The organism is Neobacillus canaveralius (assembly GCF_047237705.1).
GTDB classification, from domain to species: domain Bacteria; phylum Bacillota; class Bacilli; order Bacillales; family Cytobacillaceae; genus Neobacillus; species Neobacillus niacini_K.
The window spans coordinates 741908-766057 of sequence record NZ_JBDFLL010000001.1; the positions used below are offsets into that span (position 1 = coordinate 741908).

At 39.3% G+C, this 24150-nt stretch carries 22 protein-coding genes and 1 riboswitch; of the genes, 16 read left to right on the forward strand and 6 right to left on the reverse strand.

Annotated elements, in window-relative coordinates:
• The first annotated feature begins 63 nt into the window (after positions 1–63).
• The 5 genes from ABC255_RS03625 (at position 64) to ABC255_RS03645 (ending at position 5279) form a co-directional block, all read left to right on the forward strand.
• Positions 64–2475 carry a hypothetical protein gene (locus ABC255_RS03625; protein ID WP_412991376.1) on the forward strand — a complete coding sequence of 804 codons (2412 nt, stop codon included), beginning with the start codon at positions 64–66 and terminating at the stop codon, positions 2473–2475.
• A gap of 12 nt (positions 2476–2487) precedes the next feature.
• The gene (gene murQ, locus ABC255_RS03630; RefSeq protein ID WP_412991377.1) at positions 2488–3396 is read left to right on the forward strand and encodes an N-acetylmuramic acid 6-phosphate etherase; all 909 of its coding nucleotides are present in this window, start codon (positions 2488–2490) and stop codon (positions 3394–3396) included.
• A 21-nt stretch (positions 3397–3417) separates the two neighbouring features.
• Positions 3418–4437 carry a MupG family TIM beta-alpha barrel fold protein gene (locus tag ABC255_RS03635; protein WP_412991378.1) on the forward strand — a complete coding sequence of 340 codons (1020 nt, stop codon included), beginning with the start codon at positions 3418–3420 and terminating at the stop codon, positions 4435–4437.
• An 87-nt stretch (positions 4438–4524) separates the two neighbouring features.
• Positions 4525–4986, forward strand: a complete 462-nt coding sequence (locus ABC255_RS03640; protein WP_412991379.1) for a hypothetical protein — start codon at positions 4525–4527, stop codon at positions 4984–4986.
• 137 nt (positions 4987–5123) lie between these two features.
• Complete coding sequence (locus ABC255_RS03645; RefSeq protein ID WP_157411823.1) at positions 5124–5279, forward strand: hypothetical protein; 156 nt, start codon at positions 5124–5126, stop codon at positions 5277–5279.
• Positions 5280–5358: 79 nt separating this feature from the next.
• Here the strand turns inward: ABC255_RS03645 and ABC255_RS03650 are convergent, their stop codons facing one another.
• Positions 5359–6276, reverse strand: a complete 918-nt coding sequence (locus tag ABC255_RS03650) for an aldo/keto reductase (RefSeq protein ID WP_412998472.1) — start codon at positions 6274–6276, stop codon at positions 5359–5361.
• 244 nt (positions 6277–6520) lie between these two features.
• Here ABC255_RS03650 and ABC255_RS03655 point away from each other — a divergent pair, with 244 nt between their 5' ends.
• Genes ABC255_RS03655 through ABC255_RS03665 form a run of 3 tightly spaced genes read left to right on the forward strand, consistent with a single transcriptional unit; the run spans position 6521 to position 11204 of the window.
• The gene (locus ABC255_RS03655; RefSeq protein WP_412991380.1) at positions 6521–8317 is read left to right on the forward strand and encodes a sensor histidine kinase; all 1797 of its coding nucleotides are present in this window, start codon (positions 6521–6523) and stop codon (positions 8315–8317) included.
• Positions 8295–9875, forward strand: a complete 1581-nt coding sequence (locus ABC255_RS03660; protein WP_412991381.1) for a response regulator — start codon at positions 8295–8297, stop codon at positions 9873–9875. Before ABC255_RS03655 ends, ABC255_RS03660 begins: the two co-directional genes overlap by 23 nt.
• Positions 9876–9902: 27 nt before the next feature.
• Positions 9903–11204 (forward strand): ABC transporter substrate-binding protein, encoded by a 1302-nt coding sequence (locus tag ABC255_RS03665; protein ID WP_412991382.1) that lies wholly within the window; start codon positions 9903–9905, stop codon positions 11202–11204.
• A gap of 919 nt (positions 11205–12123) precedes the next feature.
• Here the strand turns inward: ABC255_RS03665 and ABC255_RS03670 are convergent.
• Positions 12124–13050, reverse strand: coding sequence for a nuclease-related domain-containing protein (locus ABC255_RS03670; RefSeq protein WP_412991383.1), 927 nt, complete (start codon positions 13048–13050; stop codon positions 12124–12126).
• Between the two features lie 203 nt (positions 13051–13253).
• Here ABC255_RS03670 and ABC255_RS03675 point away from each other — a divergent pair, with 203 nt between their 5' ends.
• The 6 genes from ABC255_RS03675 (at position 13254) to ABC255_RS03700 (ending at position 19954) form a co-directional block, all read left to right on the forward strand.
• A complete protein-coding gene (locus ABC255_RS03675) occupies positions 13254–14192 on the forward strand; it encodes an ABC transporter permease (protein ID WP_412998473.1) in 939 nt (312 codons plus the stop codon).
• A 15-nt stretch (positions 14193–14207) separates the two neighbouring features.
• On the forward strand, positions 14208–15095 hold the full coding sequence (locus ABC255_RS03680; RefSeq protein WP_412991384.1) for a carbohydrate ABC transporter permease: 888 nt from the start codon (positions 14208–14210) through the stop codon (positions 15093–15095).
• Positions 15096–15117: 22 nt separating this feature from the next.
• A complete protein-coding gene (locus ABC255_RS03685) occupies positions 15118–16737 on the forward strand; it encodes an ABC transporter substrate-binding protein (RefSeq protein ID WP_412991385.1) in 1620 nt (539 codons plus the stop codon).
• A gap of 75 nt (positions 16738–16812) precedes the next feature.
• Positions 16813–18282: a glycoside hydrolase family 32 protein gene (locus tag ABC255_RS03690; protein ID WP_412991386.1), complete on the forward strand. Its 1470-nt coding sequence runs from the start codon at positions 16813–16815 to the stop codon at positions 18280–18282.
• 88 nt (positions 18283–18370) lie between these two features.
• Positions 18371–19303, forward strand: coding sequence for a carbohydrate kinase family protein (locus ABC255_RS03695; protein ID WP_412998474.1), 933 nt, complete (start codon positions 18371–18373; stop codon positions 19301–19303).
• Positions 19304–19444: 141 nt separating this feature from the next.
• The gene (locus tag ABC255_RS03700; RefSeq protein WP_412991387.1) at positions 19445–19954 is read left to right on the forward strand and encodes a DoxX family membrane protein; all 510 of its coding nucleotides are present in this window, start codon (positions 19445–19447) and stop codon (positions 19952–19954) included.
• 110 nt (positions 19955–20064) lie between these two features.
• Here the strand turns inward: ABC255_RS03700 and ABC255_RS03705 are convergent, their stop codons facing one another.
• The 4 genes from ABC255_RS03705 to motA all read right to left on the reverse strand — a co-directional run bounded on the left by ABC255_RS03705 (position 20065) and on the right by motA (position 22730).
• Complete coding sequence (locus ABC255_RS03705) at positions 20065–20184, reverse strand: DUF3789 domain-containing protein (protein ID WP_412991388.1); 120 nt, start codon at positions 20182–20184, stop codon at positions 20065–20067.
• A gap of 44 nt (positions 20185–20228) precedes the next feature.
• A riboswitch (cyclic di-GMP riboswitch) is annotated at positions 20229–20312 on the reverse strand.
• A 135-nt stretch (positions 20313–20447) separates the two neighbouring features.
• Complete coding sequence (locus ABC255_RS03710) at positions 20448–21164, reverse strand: C39 family peptidase (RefSeq protein ID WP_412991389.1); 717 nt, start codon at positions 21162–21164, stop codon at positions 20448–20450.
• A 28-nt stretch (positions 21165–21192) separates the two neighbouring features.
• Positions 21193–21930, reverse strand: coding sequence for a flagellar motor protein MotB (locus tag ABC255_RS03715; RefSeq protein ID WP_412991390.1), 738 nt, complete (start codon positions 21928–21930; stop codon positions 21193–21195).
• Complete coding sequence (gene motA, locus ABC255_RS03720; RefSeq protein WP_412991391.1) at positions 21927–22730, reverse strand: flagellar motor stator protein MotA; 804 nt, start codon at positions 22728–22730, stop codon at positions 21927–21929. The genes ABC255_RS03715 and motA overlap by 4 nt, the downstream gene beginning before the upstream one ends.
• 124 nt (positions 22731–22854) lie before the next feature.
• Here motA and ABC255_RS03725 point away from each other — a divergent pair, with 124 nt between their 5' ends.
• Positions 22855–23292: a YaaR family protein gene (locus tag ABC255_RS03725; RefSeq protein ID WP_412991392.1), complete on the forward strand. Its 438-nt coding sequence runs from the start codon at positions 22855–22857 to the stop codon at positions 23290–23292.
• A gap of 14 nt (positions 23293–23306) precedes the next feature.
• Positions 23307–24149, forward strand: coding sequence for a flagellar hook-basal body protein (locus ABC255_RS03730; protein ID WP_412991393.1), 843 nt, complete (start codon positions 23307–23309; stop codon positions 24147–24149).
• Position 24150: the final 1 nt, after the last annotated feature.

A 24150-nucleotide genomic window follows, 5' to 3' on the forward strand; every position in this document is an offset into this window, starting at 1 on the left:
CTAAATATGAAATCCCTTGAGTTTACCTAAATTTGCTAGTTTTTTATGATAATATATACCTATATGTTATTTATCGGTAAAAAGGGTGGTCTTGTGCAAAAAATCGCACTTATACAAAACCAAGTTTATATGTCTTATGCTAGTAAATCGGATATTCGCCCATTGTTAGCAAACTTTGGATATCAATCGGAAAATGTAAATCTATATACATCACATAATATTAAAAAGCTGAAATATGAACTGGGTACTGGCGAGATTGATGCCGTAATTTTCAGTTCTAACTCGCTAAGTGAGAAAAGTATTAAAGCCGAAGTAGAATCCGATTCGTTTGTGCATGCATTCTCTATTTTTCTGAATCAGGGCAAGGGATGTCTGATTCTTCATCAATTGAATATCGCTTCAGGAAGTTCAAGTGACCCCGGAGGTACATACAAATTTTTACCTATGAAATCACCAAAGGCAGTAAAACGAGTAAAGGAAGATGTAACAAAGGGGGACTTTATTAAGTCCAGAATAACAGAATCACATCCTTTATTTAATTATCCCAATTACGTATCGATTGAGGAATTAAAGCAACACTGTATACGGAAAAAGGGGCTTTATTGGCACTATTTGGATGATGTTGATTCCACAGAATGGGATGTTCTTTTACACGATGAAAGTGAGAATTCTTCTAGGAGACCGTTACTTATAACTCCCCGTGAGACCTCCAAACACCGTGTGGTAATTTCCTCGTTAAATTTGGATTGGCAGAGAGAGGAAATATTACTTCAAAATATGATTTTGTTTGTCCTTGAAGGGAAATGCAATACGGCCATTTTAAAGGATGCAGCCTACAATAGCATGGCCTTCGAATTCTTCTTGAAAACCCTAAATTCACAGAACTATCGCTTTAAGTTGTATGAGCTTTCTAGTGACTTGTCAGAATTTAAAAAACAGATTGAACAAGGTATTCATTCGATTGTTGTCTTAGGTCCTACTAATTTGGATTGTGACTATCAAGAAAAAGGGGAATTGTTAAATAAGGTCGATCAATTCCTTAATCCATATATTAATGAGGGGAAGGTTAAATATATAGGAATTGAACCTGAAGGGAATAACTTCAAGCAATTTTTTATTGCAGGACGTGAGAAATTCGCTTTAAGAATTTTGCAGGATACAGAAATCAAGATTCATAGGATTTTCCAACAAAATAAATTAATTGATGATAGCTTTTGGAGCTCTGTGGAAACGTTAAAGGTCCTTACTCAAATGGAAGAAGTTTGTTCTACTTTTACCTTGGAGATAGTTAAGCCTGTATTCGAGTATGCTCAGAAAAATTTAGTAGATAATGCATCTTATAATGGACTTTTAGTACCTACTTCTTCACTATTATGGCTTCGGGCTAAGTATTTAGGCGTAGAGGCAGAGGAAACTCAAAACACCATCAACTGGATGAAACTTGCTCTCCTAAGTGGTGAAGAGGCGGAGATTGAATGTGTATTAGCGTATAACACTCTCTTAGAGCTTCAAATCGATACTGAGTTCACGACAGAACAGTTAAACAGTCTGATTACCAGTAAGGACTTAACTGGATATAATGAAATTGAAATTGTTCATTACATCAAAGCGGCCATTTTATTAAAAGATATTGAAAAAATTAAGACATTTATTACTACGCTGGAAACAAAAAGAAATCAAGAAATGCTATGGATTGATATTGCAATATCCGCAAATATTGTTAATTTGTTGCTTGAGGCCTTAGTAATGTTAAAGGAACATGATGCTTATACTGCGGATATTGAGGAAACGATTGAAAAACTAGTATTTCCAACGGTTATCATTATGCAAAACATGACCAATACAAACCCTGGGGAAGCGGGTATCGACTTTAAGTGGGATAACAAAGCAAATACCACATTAAAATGTGTGAGTGCGATGTTAAAGTTTGAGGAGCTAATGGATTTACCGGTTACTGAAATGGTGCAATCCATAGTAAGTTACTCCCATTCGGGTAACCAGCTATTAGATAATAAAACTGCACTTCAGGTAATTGAGGAGTTTAAGGAAGCGAATAAAGAATTAGAAATGAGGAATAAAGAGCTGGATGAAATTCTTAATGTTCAAAAAACAACGCAGCAAGCTCTACTGGATGAAAAAATAAAGATGGAAGATCAGAATCAGCAATTGATTGAAAAAAATAAACAATTAAAACAGCAAAATGTAAAATATGAAGATGATTTGGCTAAAAATGATGGAAAAGTAAACGCTTGGAAGTATTTAATTGCGATTGGAGCTGTGTTTCTATTACTTCTAATTTTGAATGGCATCTTTTTCTTTAATCATAAAAAAGCCTTTAAGGATTTAATTAGCTTTTATAATCTGGAATGGAATATCCCTGCACTAGTGGTATTTATTTTTACAGGATTATTTGGATTCATGACAAACAATCTTCTTAGGAAAAATCAAATAAGAAACAATCGACAAGATATTTGAAAGGAAGAGTAAATGAAATTAAGTAATCTAACAACAGAACAAATTAATCATAAAACAACTAGTATTGACACCCTGTCATCTCTTGATATTGCACGTTTAATGAATGAGGAAGATGAGTTGGTAGCAAGGGCACTAAAAGATGTGCTCCCGATGATTGCTCAGTTAGTAGATGCGGCAGTGCCAGTTATTAATGGAAATGGAAGAGTGTTCTATGTTGGAACTGGATCCAGTGGCAGATTGGGAGTTTTGGATGCCTCGGAAATTCCGCCGACCTTCAATCTTTTTCCGAACCAATTTATTGGAATAATCGCTGGAGGTGATGAGGCGCTTCGGAATTCGAAGCCAGCGATAGAGGACAGTGAATCTCAAGGGGCAGCAGCGCTTGAAGCCTATTCCGTCACATCCAATGACCTTGTTATTGGTTTAACAGCTAGTGGACGGACACCTTTTGTTAAGGGGGCTATTATGTATGCTGCTTCCAAGCAAGCATTCACAGGATTAATTTGCTGCAATAAAGCGGCAGCCATTTCTCCATTGGTCAATGTGGCTGTTGAGATCGAGACGGGTCCTGAAGTGATTGCAGGTTCAACGCGCTTGAAAGCGGGGACTGCCCAAAAAATGGCTTTGAATATGTTTTCTACTGCCACAATGATTAAAGTAGGTAAAGTTTATCAAAACTTAATGGTGGATTTGCGTGTTAGTAATCATAAGCTTCGGGACCGGGCTATAAGAATTATTCAGGAAGCAACGGGTTCCACACTTGAAGAGGCAGCTCGTGCCTTTGAAGCTTCAAATGAACAGGTTAAACCAGCTATTATTCACCTTTTAACAAATTCACCGGTAGAGAAAATTTCTGAACGGCTTGATTACCATAATGGGAATGTACGTGCTGTTTTGGTCGAATTTGGATTGAACAGATAGTATTGAGAAAAAATAGTAAAAGTGGGTGCAAATTTGATCGGTATTTCCTTTTATTTAAATGATTCTTTAGCAGAAGAAAGAATTGCAAGTGCTGGAAAAATGGGTGTGAAGCGGGCGTTTACCTCGCTTCACATTCCAGAGGAATCTGGCGATTTAGCGGGTCGAGCGATGACGCTGCTTCAGTGTGCGAAGGAAGCGGGCATAGAAGTGTATGCAGATGTTTCGTTGAAAACGCCTGGCCACTTGGGATTAGAAAGCTTGTTTGATTTAAAATCACTTGGGGTTAGCGGCCTCAGACTCGATGACTTTTTTGAAAATGAGCTAATTTTGAATTTAGCGAAGGAGTTTAAACTTGCGCTGAATGCGAGCATTTTGTTTGAAGATGAAGTGCGTGCACTTTTGGATGATGGGTTACAAGCGGATCAGCTTTTAGCTTGGCATAATTTCTATCCAAGGGTTGAGACGGGATTATCTGATTTGTTTTTTGAAAGACAAAATGAACGCTTTGGGAAATATGGAATACCGGTGAGTGCATATATTCCAGGTGATGGGGAAAAACGCGGTCCACTTTTTGAAGGACTTCCAACTTTGGAGGAGCATCGAGAAATGGATCCGTTTTTGGCGGCCTTGGAGCTAGCCCATTTTGGGGTTGAGGACATCTATATTGGTGATCCAGAGGTAAGTGAGACTCTTCTTAAGAGGTTAATAGAATTTAATGAAAATGCTAATGTAGCTATTCGCATTGAGGGATTTCAAGAAGGTGAGTTTAAACTCCGTCCAGATTTTGCTCGTGATGTTTTACGATTTATGGATACAAGAACTGTGGAACCTATCGTGCCTGAGAATACTTCAGAACGTATTGTTGGAAGTATTACAAGGGATAATGATCTCTACGGGCGATACCGTGGAGAAATTCAAATCACCCTTTGTGACCTGCCAGCCGAAGATCGGGTTAATGTTGTCGGAAGAGTAGTCGAGGAAGATATTGTGCTTCTGTCCTATCTTAAACCTGGTCAAAGGGTAAAACTCATACATATATAACCGAACTGCTTCCTTTTGGGGCGGTTTTTTTGTTATTGTTGTCGAAAAGTACCCTTTTTGGGCAAATATAATAAAGGGAGGGATTTTGTGGAAGAGTTACAGTATTTAAATCCGACCGAGCTATTGGAGAAAATCTATGACACCCTTTGTTCTGAATATGAGGATGAGGCTCACTACGACAATGAAAAGGATAAACAAGATATAGAGGTTACCAAAAGACGTTTAACGAAAAAAGTGTTTAACGAATTTGTAGTCGATGACGAGTATTTTTTAACCATGGATTCAAAAACCTTCAAAGAACGCTATCATTTGTATGAAAAAGACTTGCTCAAAATGATCACAGGCTGCAGCGAAAATGGCGTCCCCTATGAAAAATTCATTCATATCATCGATGATCTATTGGCTAGTGCCAATCATAGACTCAATGCATTTGAACAACTAACTGAAGAAATCACCAGAATAAAAGCAGAAAAAGAACAAGAAGAAGTGGTAGATGAAGAAGAAACAGTTGTTGAAGCGGCAGAAGAAGAACCGACAGATGAAGAATAGAAAACAATTATACAGTGATGTATAAATGGTGCCTGTCACCACACGTGGACACTGTCCACGTGTGGTGACAGGCACCAAATTTCTTTCATATTACTGGTTAATCTGGAAACGCTAGAGATAAAAGGAGGGTGATTGGTATGAAAATGAAAAGGTTATTGATGATGTTACTTTTAGGGTTTTCTCTTTTCAACATTACGGGTTGTGGAAGGGATGAGCCGCCTGAAGAAGGGGAAAAGCTTGAGGATGTAGAGGAAGAGGATGAAATTGGTGATGGCGAGGTTGATGATGAATAAGGGTTAAACCCTTTTATCATATCAACTCAAGACAGAAGGAGTGCCCTTAACGGCACTCCTTTCCTTTGGAACTGTATGTTTATGGAAGGATATTTCCAGCAGCACGGTATATTTCGTACCACTCTTCGCGTGTTAGACGAATCTCACTTGCCCTGCAACATTCCACCAATCTGTCGACATTCATCGTACCAACTACTGGCTGCATTTTGGCTGGATGACGAAGCAGCCACGCAATCGCAATAGTGGTATTACTTACTTCATACTTAGCGGCTATTTCATCAATTTTCTGGTTTAATTCTGGGAACTTTTCATTACCAAGGAATACACCTTCAAAGAATCCGTACTGGAATGGTGACCAAGGCTGAATGGTGATGTCGTTCAATCGACAAAAATCTAGCACGCTGCCATCACGATTAATGGCGGATTCATTCTCCATGTTTACATTGATTCCATTGGAGATCATATTAGCATTCGTAATACTTAGCTGCAGCTGGTTGGCTACAAGAGGCTGCTTCACATATTTTTGGAGCAGTTGAATTTGCATGGGATTCTGATTGGAAATACCAAAATGACGTACTTTTCCTGAACTTTCAAGTGTATCAAATGCCTCTGCTACTTCTTCCGGCTCCATCAGCGCATCCGGACGGTGCAGGAGCAATGTATCCAGATAGTCGGTATTTAGCCGCTTCAAAATTCCATCCACCGAATGTAAAATATGCTCTTTTGAAAAATCGAACATCCCTTTTCGAATACCGCATTTTGATTGCAGGATGATTTTCTCACGAACCTCGGCATTCATATGTATCGCGTCGGCGAAAATTTCCTCACAGGCTCCACCACCATAAATATCAGCATGGTCAAAGAAGTTCGCCCCTTGCTCTAACGCTGTTTGGACAAAGCGTTCAGCCTCGTTCTTTTCAAGTGAATTGATCCGCATGCAGCCAACCGCTACAACCGGTATCTCTAACGTGCTGCTTCCTAGTCTCATTGTTCTCATCATCTATGTCCTCCGTTTTGAAAGAATTGCGTACATCATTATACAAGTTCGATACTACCAATGGATTTTCCTACCTATTTTGACACATAAGCCTGAAAGTATCAAAATTTACTCCTAAATTGCTCCTGCTTTTCTCTGTTTTGCACGTACTAGAGACTAGCAATATTTAAGTGCTATAATGGATTATTCCTATTAATAAAAAAATTGTAAGGGTTTCCGAGCTTCTTTTTTGAAGGAGGGTGGCATGTTTTTTTCATTACGCAATCGTTTATTACTTATTTTTACATGTTTGCTAACAATTCCATTTGTGATTCTATCAATTATTATTCCTAGCTTTTTTACCTCTGTTATTCGAGAACAGACTCAAGAGTTGACCATAGAAATGATGGATCAGTTTTCACTTTATGTTGATTCCGTCACTACTCAGGCAGAGGATTTGGGCAAACAGGTGCTTGTTAACCAAACCACGCAAGAATGGATTCGATTAAATAGACAGGGGGCTGAGAAGGAAGAAATCGATTTATTGATGAACCAACTAAAACAGGATCTATCCTCGATTATGATTAATAATTCTAATACGATGTCGATTTCGGTGATGCTTGATGATGGGACGGGGACTTGGGGAGTTCATTCCTCACTTCATGAAACAGATTGGTATCAGGACTTTACCCAACATCATCAGGACTATGTTAAGTCGCATTTAGATCCATTTCAGCAAAGTCATGAACTGCAACAAAAGAAAATCAATAGCTATATTTTACCCCTCATTGATACTAATACGATGATACGTGCCGGGGTCATTAAGGTGAATTTCCCATCTGCTTTACTAGAAACCGCTCTAAATAAAATAACAATCGGACAAAATGAGCATACCTATTTGTTAAATCAGCAGGGTGAAAACATTTTGTCAGGAAAGATAGAGACTCCAAATTCAATCCTGAAACAAAGTTTAAAGCAAATCACCACTAGCGATGCTAAAGAAGGGCTAATTGAAGCTGCTTATCAGAAGGAGAAGTATTTAGTTTTCTTTCAAAAGCTGCCAGTAGGGAATTGGATCTTAGTCAGTGAAGTAACAGAGTCCGATTTATTCGCAAGGGCCAATCATTTACAGCGAAACCTTCTGTTAACGAGTGCAGTCCTTTTTTTGATCACGATTGTGGCTTCGGTCATATTCTCTAACAACATAACAAGTCCCTTAGGAAAACTGGCAAAAGCGCTTGTGTTTATCGAACGGGGAGATTTTTCAGGGGCAAAACGTTTTATGCCCCACATTAAATCTCAGAATAATGAAGTGGATTACCTTATTAATGTTACGGAACATACGATTGATCAATTGCAGAATTTAATTGAAACAGAATATGAAGCCAATTTGCGCCGGAAAGATGCGGAATATAAAGCCTTATTATTACAAATCAACCCTCACTTCCTAAATAATACCCTTGAAATTATAGGAAGTTTAGCGCTTCAAGAGAAAAATAAAGAGGTCATGAATGTAAGCATTTATTTAGGAAAAATGCTGAGATATTCTCTTAATACAAAAAGCAATATTGTGCCGTTAGGTGAAGAAGTAAACTATATTAAAAGTTACACGAACATATTAAAGTTAAGATATGAGAACACCATTGCGATTCAAATGGATGTAAATCCTGACACGATAACGATTCCTATAATAAAATTCATTTTACAACCACTTGTTGAAAATGCTGTGAAATATAGTTTCAGTGAAAAGACGTTTGCAGATATTCTTATAAAAACGGAAGTGATTGATAGTCAGTTGTGCCTGTCAGTGGCAGATAAAGGGATGGGGATGTCAGAGGAGATCATTTCGGATTTATTATCCCAATCAGATGAAACCCTACACGTATTGGAAAGCAAAGGGAACAGCATTGGGCTAAGAAATGTAGTTGGACGGTTAAAACTTACCTATGGTGATGACTTTTCCTATCAAATTGAATCTACAAAAAATGAAGGAACGAAGATTACATTGCTGATTGATTTGAAAAGGGGGGATAGACAGGATGAAGGTGTTAATCACAGATGATGAGATTCAAATTCGAAAAGGATTACGCTTAAAAGTAGATTGGGAAGAAGAGGGATTTAAACTTGTAGAAGAGGCCTCAAATGGACTAGAAGCTCTTGAAATCCTCCAAACCCAGGATATCGATATAGTGATTACTGATATGAGAATGCCTATTATGGATGGAGTAGAATTGGCCAAACGTTGTCATCAAGAGTTTCCTCATGTAAAAGTCATCGTTTTATCAGGTTATTCCGATTTTGATTATGTACGGAATTCACTGCAGCAAGGTGTTAAAGACTACTTATTGAAACCTGTTGCCCCAGATGAATTAGTAGAAGCATTGAGGAAAATACGGAAAGAAATAGAGGAAGAGAAAAGAAAACAGGTTGAAATGGCGCAAATGAGTAGACTCGTTCATTCTCACTTACAAGAATTGCAGGAACAATTTATTCTTCATTTAGCAAAAGAAGAACGATTACAGCTTCCGATTGTGATTGAGAGGCTGCAGCAGCTTCAGCTAGAGGAACTGGCAAATGAAAATGCGAGGGTACAGTTTATAACAGTGGAAATTAGGGAAAGTAATGATCCAATTCGCCTAGAGGAACTAAGAACTCCATTTCAGTTATTGTGTAAGGAAATCGCGCAACAGCAGAAAGCAACCTATTTATTTACGGATCCAAGCTATCCTAATATGGTTCAATTATTACAGTTAATTGATTCCAATTCTTCAGCGGCTAATCATTTTGTTTTGCAAATTCAACAAACCGTTAACAAGCTATTAAATTTAGAAACAGTCATCGGTATTGGTACGATTGTGAATGGACTTTCAGAATTTAGAAGTGGATATATATCCAGTTTACTTGCTTGGAGCCAAAGTCAACTTGGAGCGAAGTCACAGATTATCGATCAAACTGCTGCTAGCGAAAAAGTGTTTGACTTTTCTCCGGATTTTGAGAGACGAATAACCAATTCAATTGAAAATGTAGATTTCGCTGCATTTAATGATAATTTGCAGATTATTCTTGAAGGATCAGAAGGACGTTCGGTTATGTCCTTTTCCTTTGCGGCTAACCAAGTGTTATTTATGTTGGGGTCATTAGCTAAGAAGTACGATGTCGAGACAAAGGACATTCAAAATACGATTTGGAATTGCCAACAAAATATATGGAAGCTTTATTCTCAACATAAAGTGAAAGAGGACCTGATTCAATTGGCCTCATTAATCATTGAAAGAGTGCGTCTTGCTCGTTTTTCCAATAAGAAATTAATCGATAGTATCCGCCATTATGTGGACCAGCACTATGCGAGTGAAATATCCCTTACCACCTTATCGGCCTTGTTTCACATTAATAGTGCCCATTTATCGGAAACATTCAAACATCAAGTCGGTCAAAACTTCAGTGATTATCTGGTTAATTTGAGGATGAATCATGCCAAACAATTGCTTAGAGATAAACAGCTGAAAATCATTGATGTCAGTAACTTAGTAGGGTTTTCAAACTCGGGGTATTTTAGTACGGTATTTAAAAAACACGTTGGACAAACACCTGTGGAATTTCGCAACTCGATAGGGGAATAGGTTGGTTTGTAGGGAGGAGGATATTAGATGAAGAAATGGATAATCCTCATCATTGTTTTTGGTATAGCGGGATTAGCCCTTTTTTCTTTATCAGGTAAAAGTCCAGATAAAGAGAAACCGATAAAGCAAGTCGAGCTTACCTTTTTACGGAATCTAGCGAATCCAGCGTTTAATCAGGCCTATGAAGAGATGGTTGCTGCCTTTGAAGAAGCGCACCCCACTATTAAAATTAATATGCAATCAATGCACTGGGGAAGTGAATACGAATTAAGGCTGCGTACGGAACTGGCGGCAGGAAACCATCCCGATATTATGGCGATTGATAGCCCGAACTTGGCTCTTTATGCTAATTCCGGTTCACTATTATCGATTGATTCTTATATGAAAGAGGAAGGTAATATTGACGATATTCCAGAAGGGGTTTTAAAGGGTTTAACTTATAAAGATGAAATTTACCTTGCCCCCATTGTCGAATCAAGTATTGCCTTATTCTACAATATGAATCTTTTCAGGGAGGCGGGAATTCCCTTTCCTTCGGGAAATCCAGACAATCCGATGACATGGGATGAAGTGATGGAGATTGCTAAAAAAATCAACAATCCTGCAAAAGGTGTGATAGGGATTGACCCAGCCCAAGGCTTTAATGTTGGAGAAGGGCCAGCTTATTTTAAAATGCCGATCCTTTGGCAGTTCGGAGCAGATGTTATTAGTCCAGATGGGTCAACAGCTGAGGGGTATCTCAATTCTCCCGAAGCATTAAAAGCCCTGCAATTTTATCAAGATTTATATCGTAAGCATGGGGTAGCGGCCGTTGAAATGCCTCCGGCCCCTTTCGAAACAGATAAGCTTGGGATGACAGTATTGGGTTCTTGGGATATATGGCAATTGCAACAAACACCTGGTTTTGTGTTAGGTGAAGATTTTGGGGTGGCACCCCTGCCGAAGGGGGAAAATCAAGTTGTCCCGAATGGAGGATGGGCACTTGGGATATCGTCGCGGACCAAGCATCCAGAGGAAGCTTGGGAATTTGTGAAATTCGCTACAGGATATGAGGGTTCGAAATTGTTCGTTGAAATTTCCGGTGACTTACCTGCAAGATACTCTGTAGCTAAAGACTTTCCTGAACTCAATGAATATCCCAAAAATATCTTTGTCCAACAAGACCAAAACTACTCGAAAAGTCGACCAATAACTCCGGCTTATCCAGTCATCAGCGAAGCGATTAAGGATCTATTTGAAGAAGTCGGGCTGCATGGAAAGGATGTCGAAGAGGCAGCAAACATAGCTGTCAAAAAGATTAATAATGGTTTAAAGGATATCAAAAAATAATCCTCTAGTCTTTGTGGCTAGGGGATTTTTTTATGTATGTGAGAATAGATTCCGGTTGTACACGTGCTTGAGGACAAATCTTTTCATGTGAATGCTAGATTTGTCCTCAAGGAGAGGACAAAAGTAGCGAGGTCTAGATCAGGATATGTCCTCAAGGAGGGGGATTGAGGACAAAAGAAGCGAGGTCTAGATCAGGATTTGTCCTCAAGGAGGGGTATTGAGGACAAAAGAAGCGAGGGCTAGATCAGGATATGTCCTCAAGGAGGGGGATTGAGGACAAAAGTAGCGAGGTCTAGATCAGGATTTGTCCACAAGGAGGGGGATTGAGGACAAAAGTAGCGAGGTCTAGATCAGGATATGTCCTCATTGAGGACAAAAGTAGCGAGGTCTAGATCAGGATTTGTCCACAAGGAAGGGTATTGAGGACAAAAGTAGCGAGGGCTAGATCAGGATATGTCCTCAAGGAGGGGGATTGAGGACAAAAGTAGCGAGGTCTAGATCAGGATATGTCCTCAAGGAGGGGGATTGAGGACAAAAGAAGCGAGGTCTGAAATAGGATATGTCCTCAAGGAGGGGGATTGAGGACAAAAGTAGCGAGGTCTGAATCAGGATATGTCCTCAAGGAGGGGGATTGAGGACAAAAGTAGCGAGGTCTGAATCAGGATTTGTCCTCAAGAAGGGGGATTGAGGACAAAAGAAGCGAGGGCTAGATCAGGATTTGTCCACAAGGAGGGGTATTGAGGACAAATCAAGCTGGAGCCCAATAAGATTAGTTCCCAACCGATAACATTGATGACAAAACCCCCAAGAGTAACAAAAAGATATGTCTTTTTAATCAATCTTCAAAATACGAGAGTAAAAAATATCCTTAAGTCAATGCCTTAAGGATAAAAAACTTTATTATAGGACATTCTCCATCTCACTCATAAAAGGCCCACTGGCCAAGACCTGTAATTTTAAGGTTCTTTCTCAGAACTCTGCTTACTCTTTTCCTAGAATCGATTACGCCACACCATTCATGAATAACGTTTGTAGTGATTTTCCGCTCGGGAAACAGAAGCTTGAATTCTTCTACATTACGCATTACGGCGACTGTTACCATTTCTTCGCCTCCACAGTTATCACAGATCAATTTCTTCCCAACAATCGTCACTGAAAATGATTCACAATTGCAGCAGGTTAACCCTCTTTTCAACGTTTCATAGCTATAGTTAGGAAGCTGGATCTTGGGCGGTACTGTTTGATGCAATGAAATAAGCTTGTCCGCTAGATTTACATGCGACTGATTGAGCCGTGATGGCTTCTGGTCTAATTTTTTCATAAAGGTTTCAAGCTGGGTTGGAAGAATAAAAGGCAGGTCAGGTGGAGTTTGATACAAGGTAAACTGGGGGTTGATGAAAATGACATATGCTTCAACTGTTAGTTTAATTCCTAGTGAATGAAGAATCTGACTCAGCATTAACTTGCTTCGTTTTAGTTGGTCTAGGGGGTTCTGGAAATCTCGTCCGCTGAGTGTTTTAAAATATTCAGGATCATAAACGTACTCGCCTTCGAAATTTTTTACTTCAAAAAGGGAATAGGTGTCTTGAAAAATAAGGGATGAATCTAGTTGAAAACTAGACTTGTTGCTCTCAAGCTGCAAATCATTCAAAATATGACAGTCACGTTGAAGTTTCTCCGTCAACCTATCGAATTGCACTTCCCCTTGATACCCTTTTTCTTGATTTTGATAATACCTCTGATCATCTTCGGTTAATTTCATACGTTTGTTCAAAATTCGTAAAACCTTTAATAAAAGTGATTCACTCCTGGGTTTGTATGGCATATTCAACATCCCATTTCCCACATCCTTTCTCCTTCCCATCATATCGAAAAAACAAAGTGAAAGCGATGTCAAATTCCCGAAAATATTAAACTGCCTTAACCAAAAATATTAAACTCTTCCTTTCTACCATTTTGTTATATTTAACCCAAGTTGAAAGTGCTTTCAGCTGAACTAAGTGATAGGAGGTTAAGAGAGTGGAAGAAATAGTAAAAGCAGAGCAAACCATATCGGTTAGTAAACCAGCAACAACTACAAAACTAAGCAAGAACCTTACTTATATTAAAAAGAACTATATTCTTTATTTGCTTATTGCTCCTGCCGTTATTCTTACAATTATCTTTAAGTACATCCCTATATACGGTGCGACGATAGCCTTTAAAGATTTTAGTCCTATCCGGGGGATTGCGGGGAGTGAGTGGGTAGGGTTTAAACATTTTACAAGTTTCCTAACATCACCCAATTTTATGGAGATTCTGATGAACACAATTAAATTAAGTTCATTTGAACTACTCATCGGTTTCCCGATTCCGATTATTTTGGCCTTGATGTTAAACCAACTGCGAAAATCGAGTGTGAAAAAGAATATTCAATTGGCCCTATATGCACCGCATTTCATATCAGTGGTTGTTGTTTCCGGAATGGTTTTTCTTTTTCTATCACCGGTTGGACCTATAAATGCATTGTTATCATCATTTCTCGATAAGCCGATTTCGTTCATGTCAGATCCTGATTATTTTAGATCCATCTACATTTGGTCGGGAGTATGGCAGGGTGCAGGCTGGGCATCGATTGTTTACGTTGCCGCACTGGCGAACGTTGACCCGCAGCTTCATGAAGCTGCAACACTGGACGGGGCGTCACTCCTCCAACGAATCTGGCACATCGATCTTCCAACACTCAAGCCAGTTATGGCTGTCTTGTTTATCTTAGCAGCTGGAGGAATTATGGGAATTGGTTTTGAAAAAGCGTACCTAATGCAAACGTCAATGAATTCACCAGCATCAGAAATTATTGCTACGTATGTTTATAAACGAGGACTGCTGGCAGGTGATTATTCTTTTGCAACCGCGGTTGGATTATTTAATGCCGTTGTGAATGTGATTTTACTTGGAGTTGTCAATCAAGTGGTTAAAAAACTAAACGAAGGCGAAGGACTCGTATAAGGAAGGAGGAAAAGTATGAACAACCAAATCAAACACCCAAAGGGCGACCGAATTCTACTTCTGACCAATAATATTCTACTAACGATTATCGTCCTTGCCATAGTAGGACCACTATTATATGTCTTTCTATCGTCTTTCCTAGAACCGAATGCAATCATTCGAAAAGGACTATCGTTAAATGCTTCTGATTGGTCATTAGAAGGTTATACGCGACTCTTTACCGATGACACCATTGTGAGAGGATTTATCAACTCACTCCTGTATTCCACTGGATTTACGATTGTGACTGTACTCGTTTGTCTCTTTGCGGGATACACGTTATCAGTAGATGGTTTAGTTGGAAAAAAAGTATTTATGGTTTTCTTCTTATTTACCATGTTTTTTGGAGGAGGCTTGATTCCAACATATTTTGTTATTCGTGATTTAGGGATGCTGAATACGATTTGGGCGATTATCCTGCCTGGTGCTGTTAATGTCTGGTTCATTATTCTTGCCAGAACTTATTTTAAAGCGGTTCCAAATGAACTGAAGGAGGCTGCACGAATTGATGGCGCCTCCGATTTAAAAATCTTTTTTAAAATCATTTTACCTTTATCGAAACCGATTATCTTTGTTCTAGCTTTATATGCATTCATTGGACAATGGAACGCCTACTTCGATGCCATGATGTACCTCGATAATCGGGAATTACATCCTCTGCAATTAGTTTTGCGTTCGATATTGATTCAAAACGAAGTACAGCCTGGAATGGTTGCGGATGTAGAGGCAAGGAATGAGTTAATGAGGATTTCAGAAATGATTCGCTATTCATCGATTGTCATTGCAAGTTTACCGTTATTGATTATGTACCCATTCTTCCAAAAGTATTTTGAAAAGGGAGTAATGGTTGGTTCACTAAAATAATACAAAAAAGTGAGGGTTTATGATGAAAAAAAGAATGCTTACAACCGCTTCAGCACTACTCCTTTCAGGTTCGTTACTATTAACGGGATGTACCAGCAAAAGCGGTGGCAGCGAAAGTTTCTCTTCTAAGGATTATGAGTTAAAGGATGTAACCTTCCCATTGAAAGAGGAAAAAACACTAAAGATTATGACATCCAGTTCACCATTAGCTCCTGAGGATCCAAATGAGAAGTTAATTTTTCAACGCTTAGAAGATCAAACGGGTGTCAAAATTGATTGGAGAAACTACACCACTGACATCTTCAATGAAAAAAGAAATTTAGCTATCGCTAGTGGTGAGCTTCCAGACGCTATCTTTAATGCCGGTTTCAGCGATTATGAACTATTAAAGCATGCGAAGGATGGAGTTATTGTACCGGTTGAGGATCTAATTCAGTATATGCCGAACTTACAAGCTGTCCTTGAAAAAGCACCACAATACAAAGCCATGATGACGGCGCCTGATGGCCATATCTATGCTTTTCCATGGATTGAGGAGTTGGGTGAAGGAAAAGAAAGTATTCATTCTCTTGATGCATTCCCATGGATTAATATGGAATGGTTAAACAAATTAGGATTAGAGGTTCCAAAGACCACCGAAGAGTTAAAGCAAGTCTTACTTGCTTTTAAAACCCAGGATCCAAATGGTAATGGTGAAGCGGACGAGATTCCAATGTCATTCATTATTAACGATGGCGGACAGGATCCCCATTCATTATTCGGTGCATTTGGTTTAGGAGATAACTGGGATTTCACGGTGGTAACGAATGATGGAGAAGTAAAACTTACTGCAGCTGATGAAAGCTATAAAAAGGCCATTAGCTGGTTCAACGATTTATACAATGAAGGATTAATCGATATCGAGGCATTTGAGCATGATTGGAACACATATCTTGCAAAAGGCCGAGACAAAAAATATGGTTTGTACTTCACATGGGATAAAGGAAATATCACTGGAATGGGCGATAATTACGACCTGTTAGCGCCATTAAAAGGTCCAGAAGGCCATCAAAATGTTGCGAGAACAAATGGAATGGGCTTTGACCGCTCACGTTTAGTGGTTACATCCGCAAATAAAAACCTTGAATTAACTGCGAAGTGGATTGACCAGCTTTATGATCCGTCTCAATCCGTACAGAATAACTGGGGTACGTATGGTGACGAAAAGCAACAAAATATTTTTGGGATGGATGAGGCTTCAAAGATGTTAAAACATCTTCCTTTAGAAGGTACAGCACCCGTTGAATTAAGAGAAAAAACATCTGTTGGCGGCCCATTAGCGATCTTAGACAGCTACTACGGTACGGTGACGACAAAACCAGACGATGCTGCATGGAGATTGAACTTAATGAAAGAAGTTATGGTTCCTTACATGGAAGCTGATAATATTTACCCACGTGTATTCTTCTCAATTGAGGACCTAGATCGACTTTCTGTGATCGAAACAGATTTGTTTGCTTATATTAAGCGAAAACGTGCGGAATGGATTGCAAATGGCGGTGTTGAAAAAGAATGGAAGGAATATCTAGCAGAATTAGATCGCCTAGGGCTACAAGAATGGCTGGATATTAAGCAAAAAGGTTACGACCGAAATCAGGAATAATACCCAGTAAACGTCTCGAGGCTGTACAGGTGCTTTTGTCTACGTACAGCCTTATTTAAAAAGGGAGCGAAAAAAATGACAAAAACCTATAAAGAACAGTATCGTCCACAATTTCACTTTTCACCGGAAGAAAAGTGGCTGAATGATCCGAATGGAATGGTCTTTTTTAATGATGAATATCATTTGTTCTATCAACACCATCCATTTGGTACGACCTGGGGACCCATGCACTGGGGACATGCGGTAAGTAAAGACATGATTCATTGGGAGCACCTTCCGATTGCCTTATATCCGGATGATCTGGGAGCCATTTTTTCAGGGAGCGCGGTCGTCGATTGGAACAATACCACAGGATTTTTTGAAAAAGATCACCCAGGATTGGTTGCAATTTATACGAGTGCCGGCACTTACCCTGATTCTGATCGGCCACTTCAGCAACAAAGCTTAGCTTACAGTCAGGACAATGGAAGAACGTGGGTGAAGTTTGAAGGCAATCCTGTCCTTTCAGATGTGAACATTACCGATTACCGTGACCCTAAAGTTTTTTGGCATGAAGAGACAAATAAATGGGTGATGGTCCTGGCTACAGGTCAAACGATTACGATTTATACTTCCCTTAACTTAAAAGAATGGGAGTTTGCCAGCGAATTTGGACATACTGCCGGTTCCCATGATGGTGTTTGGGAATGCCCTGACTTATTCAAACTACCGGTAGATGGCGGTCAAGAAAAGTGGGTAATGATTGTAAGTATCGGTGATAACGGTGAATCAGCAGAAGGTTCCAGAACGCAATATTTTATCGGCCAGTTTGATGGAACAACTTTTGTAAATGACCATGAGGATTCGACGATTCTTTGGTTAGATCACGGCCGTGATAATTATGCAGGTGTGAGCTGGTCTGATATCCAAGATGGAAGACGTATTTATCTTGGATGGATGAGTAACTGGCGCTATGCCAATCAAGTCCCTACAGAGGGATGGCGAAGTGCCATGACGTTACCAAGAGAATTATCCTTGGCTGCAAATGATGCTGGCATCCGCTTATTCCAACAACCAGTTGCTGAGGTTAGTAGAATTAGAAAAGAAACGAAATCCTACCCAAAATTGTCAGTTGAATCAGGAAACGCGATTTCAATCCCGTTACCTCATTCTTTAATGGAAATCACCATTGAGTTTGAAAAAGAAAGTTCAGGCCAATTTGGACTTATCATCCAACACTCTGAAGAGGAAAAAACAGTCATTGGTTATAATGCAGCAGAAGAGAAGTTATTTGTTGACCGAACACTTTCTGGAGAACATACCTTTTCGACATCCTTCCAAGCGGTACAAGAAGCACCATTAAAGTTGGATAATCAAAGATTGAAACTTCAGTTGTTTTTAGATACATCCTCAGTCGAGGTATTTGCAAACAATGGTGAGGCTGCTATTACCAGCTTACTGTTTCCATCCCAATCAGGGCAAAAACTCGTTTTATTTTCAAATGAAGGAACTACAAATGTGTTGGAATTAAACGTCACGGAACTTGATTCCATTTGGAGCAAGTAAACGAAATATGGAAGCTCTAATCGGTTAAATGGTTAGAGCTTTATTTTTTAAAAGGAGGGTGTTTGGTTTGAGTTCATCAATTATATGCATGGGTGAATTATTAATCGATTTTTTCTGTACCGATGTGGACATTAACTTATTAAAAGGACAAAATTTTCAAAAACAAGCTGGGGGAGCGCCGGCTAATGTCTGTGCGACGATTGCGAAATTAGGGGGGACAGCTCTTTTTAGCGGAAAAGTCGGAAATGATCCATTTGGACATTTTCTCAAGAAAACGCTGGATGATGTCCAAGTAGATACAGCAATGCTTGTGTTCGATGATTTTCATCCAACCACATTGGCCTTTGTATCCCTACAGGCAAATGGCGAAAGAGATTTTGTATTTAATCGCGGTGCTGATGCTTTCTTAGTGGAGGAAGAAATTGATATCGATAAGCTAAATGAGGCTGCAATTCATCATTTTGGTTCTGCCACTGCTTTATTAAGCGACCCCTTTCAATCCACTTATTTTCAAGTAATGCGTCATGCAAAGGAACAAGGGAAATTTATTTCATTTGATCCTAATTACCGAAAAGATTTATGGAAAAACAGAATTTCCGAATTTATCCACTTGGCAAAGAAGGGAAGCTCCTTAGCTGATTTTGTAAAAGTGAGCGATGAGGAGCTAAAACTAATTACAGGAATCCCTAACTTGGCAGAGGGAACAAATCATCTTCATGAATTAGGAGCGAAAGTAGTTGCTGTAACATTAGGTAGTGAGGGAACATATCTGTCAAATAGGGAAAAAAGTGAAATTGTTCCAAGTGTAAAAATAAAATCCGTTGACTCGACAGGTGCCGGTGACGCATTTGTTGGGGCAACCTTATTCCAATTCGCAAAAGATAACCCTGAGATAGAAGACTTTGAGAAGCTTAAAAAAATTATTTACTTTAGTAATAGAGTTGGTGCTTTAGTATGTACTAAGGTGGGTGCAATTTCTGCATTACCTACGTTAGAAGACGTTTTATCTGCATTATCCTGATTACCATAACTGTTGTTCAAACTTCCGTCATAACATTTCAAACAAACTGTGAACTTAACACTATACCTATGTTACTAACTAACAAAATCCAATATAGTGTAAGTATAAAGAGCAAACAAATTTTGAAAGGCGGAATGACTTATGTTTAACAACTTTTTAAGAGAAAATAAAATCTCAGCAGCTATTTTAACTATTATTCGTTTATACCTTGGCTACTCTTGGTTCACTGCTGGTTTTCATAAATTAACAGGCGGGTTTGACGCTTCTGGTTTTCTAAAAGGTGCGATTGCAAATCCAGTAAAAGGACCAGATGGCAACATGGTATACGGATGGTACGCTAACTTCTTAGAAAGCTTTGCTTTACAAAACATCGATGTATTCAACTTCATCGTTCCTTGGGGCGAAACGTTAATCGGCTTAGGACTTCTTCTAGGATGTTTAACAACAGCAGCAATGTTTTTCGGTCTAGTAATGAACTTCAGCTTCTTCTTAGCAGGAACCGTATCTCATAACCCAACAGACATCTTCTTAGGCTTCATTATCTTAACAGCGGGCTACAATGCTGGAAGATATGGTTTAGACCGCTGGGTGGTTCCATTCATCCGTAAAACACTAAATACTCATACTGAAAAAAATAAAGCAGCTGCCTAACTTGTAGGCACAGAGACGATTCGTTCCCCCCGAATCGTCTTTTTTATGGGTGACAGGCACCGCCCGTGGACACTGTCCACCTGAGGCGGACAGTCATTCTAGCAATTTTATTATTCTTTTGATATGAAAAGATTCATTTGTTGATCGGCGTTTTTTGCTACTGCCATTAGACTCATGGTGATTAGCATGGTAAGTGCTCCTATGGCTACGCCTAGTATAAAAGTTAACATTAATTTTTCCTCCATTTTCACTTAATCGTAGGAAGGATTACATATTCGGTAACTGGCTAGCGTTGTTTTTCACTTTAGCCCCTATAGTTTTGCGTCATCACCTTTCGGTCATTTTGCCTTTTCGTACGATTAATGTTTTTTTATTTTTGGTGAATTTTCCTTAGTATTCTATTGTATCGACAACATTGATTTAAAAGTTTAATAAAATGTCGAAAAAAACTAAAAACATGATAAATAACTTAAATAGATTCTTTAGCAACCTTTTATTTGGGTTCGATGACGATTGCTTGTGAGCCCATTTGCTCCCATGAGGAGATGAAATTTTTTCTATCCACTTTTTTGTTTTTTGTACCGTATGGATCGTTGAGATAGATGTATTCTTGATCGTAGCCGGTAATGACGACACTGTGCATTTTAAACGTAATTCCAACGGTCCCTTGTGGTGTAGACCATGTTTCGAAATCGGGTAAGGGTGAAAAGCTGGTGGTGGTAATCACCCAAACAGGAAGACCTTGACTTACTTTTTCCAGGATGGAGGAAAAAGGATAGTTTGATAAATTTTGAACCACCAACTGGTCATTGACATTGGTATTCGCTAAATAAAAAATCGGTCCATGGTAGACACCTAAACCAGGACCAGTTTCCATATCACCAACAAATCCCATATTGGGATTTCCACTTTTCCCATCATCGTAGAGAAGAGGAACCCTTGGGATTTGTGCGGCGAGTTCATTTTTAGTTACGTCGATTCCCCAATATTGCAGTAACATAGCTAAACTGGTTACTTCACAGCCGTTGAATAACCGGGGTTCATCCATTTGATTGAGTAAAGGTACATCCAATTGGATTTCCTCGGCCAACACCACTTTTGTAAAGGGAGTAGCAGCCGCGTCTTCTTCGTTACGGCCTGTACCCACGTCTGCCAATATAGAAAAACATAAAACTAGTATACTAACCCCATATATAACAACCTTTTTCACAGTTGCATCCTCTGCTCCCCAGAAATTTTTAACTTTCTCGTAAAATCACAACAGTTACTCGCCGATTTGACTGGCGATTTTCATCCGAATCATTTGGATAAAGAGGCTGAAATTCTCCAAATCCTGAAAACTGCATGCGATTTGCTTGAACCTTTTGTGACTCAAAGTAGTGGAGAACACTTGCGGCCCGAGCGGCAGACAGTTCCCAATTGGAATTATAGACAGTATTGTGTGCCGGAACATTGTCAGTATGACCTTCAATGCTGATCGGATTCGGAACGGTATTAATCAAACCGACAAGCCCGTTTAAGGTTTGATACGAGCGCTCTTTTAAATCCGCTCTTCCAGAATCAAATAACACAACGTCTTTTAACGAAACTTCAATTCCCTTTTCCGTTTCTTGGAGAGAGACCATATCCTGCAGACTATTGTTATTTATATAGCTTTCGAGCTGTTCCCTTAATACATCCAGTTCTTTGTCATTGGTTTCGCCTTTTACTTCTTCCTCTGGCAGTCCTACCTCTAGTTGTGGAGAGGAAGGGTTCGGCGATAGACCTGCTTGTTGATTGTCAATTTTTGTCCCCGTTAATTCAGATTGAAAGGATTCCATGATCGATTGATATTTATCTTTGTCAACGGTGCTGGATGCATATAAGACAATAAATAATGCAAGTAACAGAGTTAAAAGGTCAGCATATGGTATCAGCCAGGATTCATCTATATGTTCATCGTGGTCAGAGTTAAAGGCTCTTTTCCGTTTTCTCATGCCGATTTCTCCTCAAAATCATCATCTTGTTCAAGTTGCTTTTCTGCTTTATGGCGTTCAGAAGGAGGAATATGAACCGTCAGCTTTTTCTCCAAGGCACTTGGTAAAACTCCCTGGTAGATAGAAATCAGCCCTTCAATGATAATCAGCTTTAATTCTTGCTCTTGTTTGGAAAGTCTCTTTAATTTGTTCGCTAATGGATGCCAAAGTACATAACCGGAAAAAATCCCAAGTAAGGTAGCAATGAAAGCAGCTGAAATCGAATGACCGAGTTTTTCTACTTCGGATAATGAGCCGAGTGCGGCAATTAGACCGACTACGGCCCCAAGTACACCAAGAGTCGGAGCATACGTACCAGCTTGGGTGAAAATAAGTGCGCCTGTTTTATGACGTTGCTCGATCGCCTCGACTTCATCGAATAACACTTCCTCAATGAATTCCGCATCATAGCCGTCGATGATCATTTCGAGCCCCTTTTTAAAAAAAGGATCGTCTGTTGTTTCAGCAATTTCCTCTAAAGCTAGAAAACCCTCTTTTTTGGCCATTTCCGCACATTCTATTAATCTAGCAACCTGTTCTGCTTTCGAAGGAAGCTTCGGTTCAAATAAAGAAATTTTTAACAGCTTCGGAAACTTTTTGATTTCTCGAAACGGAAATGCAATAAGCACGGCAGCGGCTGTTCCGCCAAAAATAATCAGATATGCCGCGGGGTTGTTCAAGGATGCGAGTGGTGCTCCCTTTAACATCATCCCTATACCAATTGCGAGGAGTGCCAATAAAATTCCAAAAATACTAGACATAAATTTCTCCTTTAGTTTATCTTTAATTTAGTTTTAATAAATTGCATTCTACGTGAAACGGAAAATTTCGACAGTTTTCTTTTTTTAATAAAGTGATGTTAACCATCATGAAAGGGGTATCCGCTTGAAGATCCAACAAAGTCAAACTATCAGTCAGGATCGCTTTATAACTGTGCGGGAGAAAGGGAAAGAATCCTCTTCCTTTCAACAAATTTTTCAGGAAACACAATTTGATTTAACACAGGAGCGATTGCAAACCCTTCTCAAGGATTTGGATCAAAGCGGTACTCGGTTAAGTACCTCTCAATCTGTAAAAGATTTACTAGCGTATAAACAAAGCATTCAAGATTTTTTAAAAGAAGTGGTACAAAATGGTTACTCCATAGAAGAGTATCGGTCATTTCACTCCAATGGAAGAGATAAAAGACTAAAAATAATTAAACAAATTGATCAGCAGTTGATCAAACTTTCGGAACAGGTGATGGAAAAACAAACTGTTTCGGTTGACCTTTTGAAGACTATCGGTGAAATTAAAGGACTATTAGTAAACTTATACATGTAGAGAGGAGCACGACTATGCTTCGAGGAATTGATACCGCTGCATCTGGGATGATTGCGTTGCAAAGAAGACAAAATGCACTTACGAATAATTTGGCTAATGTTGAGACTCCAGGTTTTAAACAGGATTCAAGTCCGCTTCGTTCCTTTCCCGAAATGTTATTGGAGCGCATTCGTCAAACAGAAACTTCGGGAGAAGCACCAAAAATCGGTACTTTGTCCATGGGAGTGTATAATCAAGAAACCTTACCTCTTTTTTCGCAGGGAAGTCTGGTGAACAGTAACTTGCCTTTTGATGTCGCTATTAACGACCAAGCGTTGCCTCCCATTGTAGAAAACGGGGAAAACATAAAACCAGCTGCCTTTTTTGCCGTGCAAACCGCTGATGGCAGTTTCCAATTTACACGAAACGGAAGGTTTTCGGTAAATCAAAATGGACAGCTGACGACCTCGTCCGGAGATTTGGTTTTAGGAAAAAATGGCCGACCCATATCGGACCAAGAATTGACACTTGGAAATGTGTCCATCCAAAGTAACGGGGATATCATTGTTAGCCCTGATGACCCAGCGCGTGCACGAACCGTTGCCTCACTTGGAATCATGGTGGTCGAAAACCCCAACCAATTAGTGAAAAAAGATAATGGTCTTTATGAGCTAGAGGGGGCAGTACCAGCTATGCTTGCACAGACTCTCCCTGCAGGTTTGCAGCTGCACCATAAAATGATCGAGCAATCAAACGTTGATACATCCCAAACGATTACCGAAATGATGACGAATATTCGGTTGTATGAGGCCAATCAAAAAGTACTTCAAGCCTACGATAAAACACTAGAACAATTAAACACGATTGGAAGGGTATAAA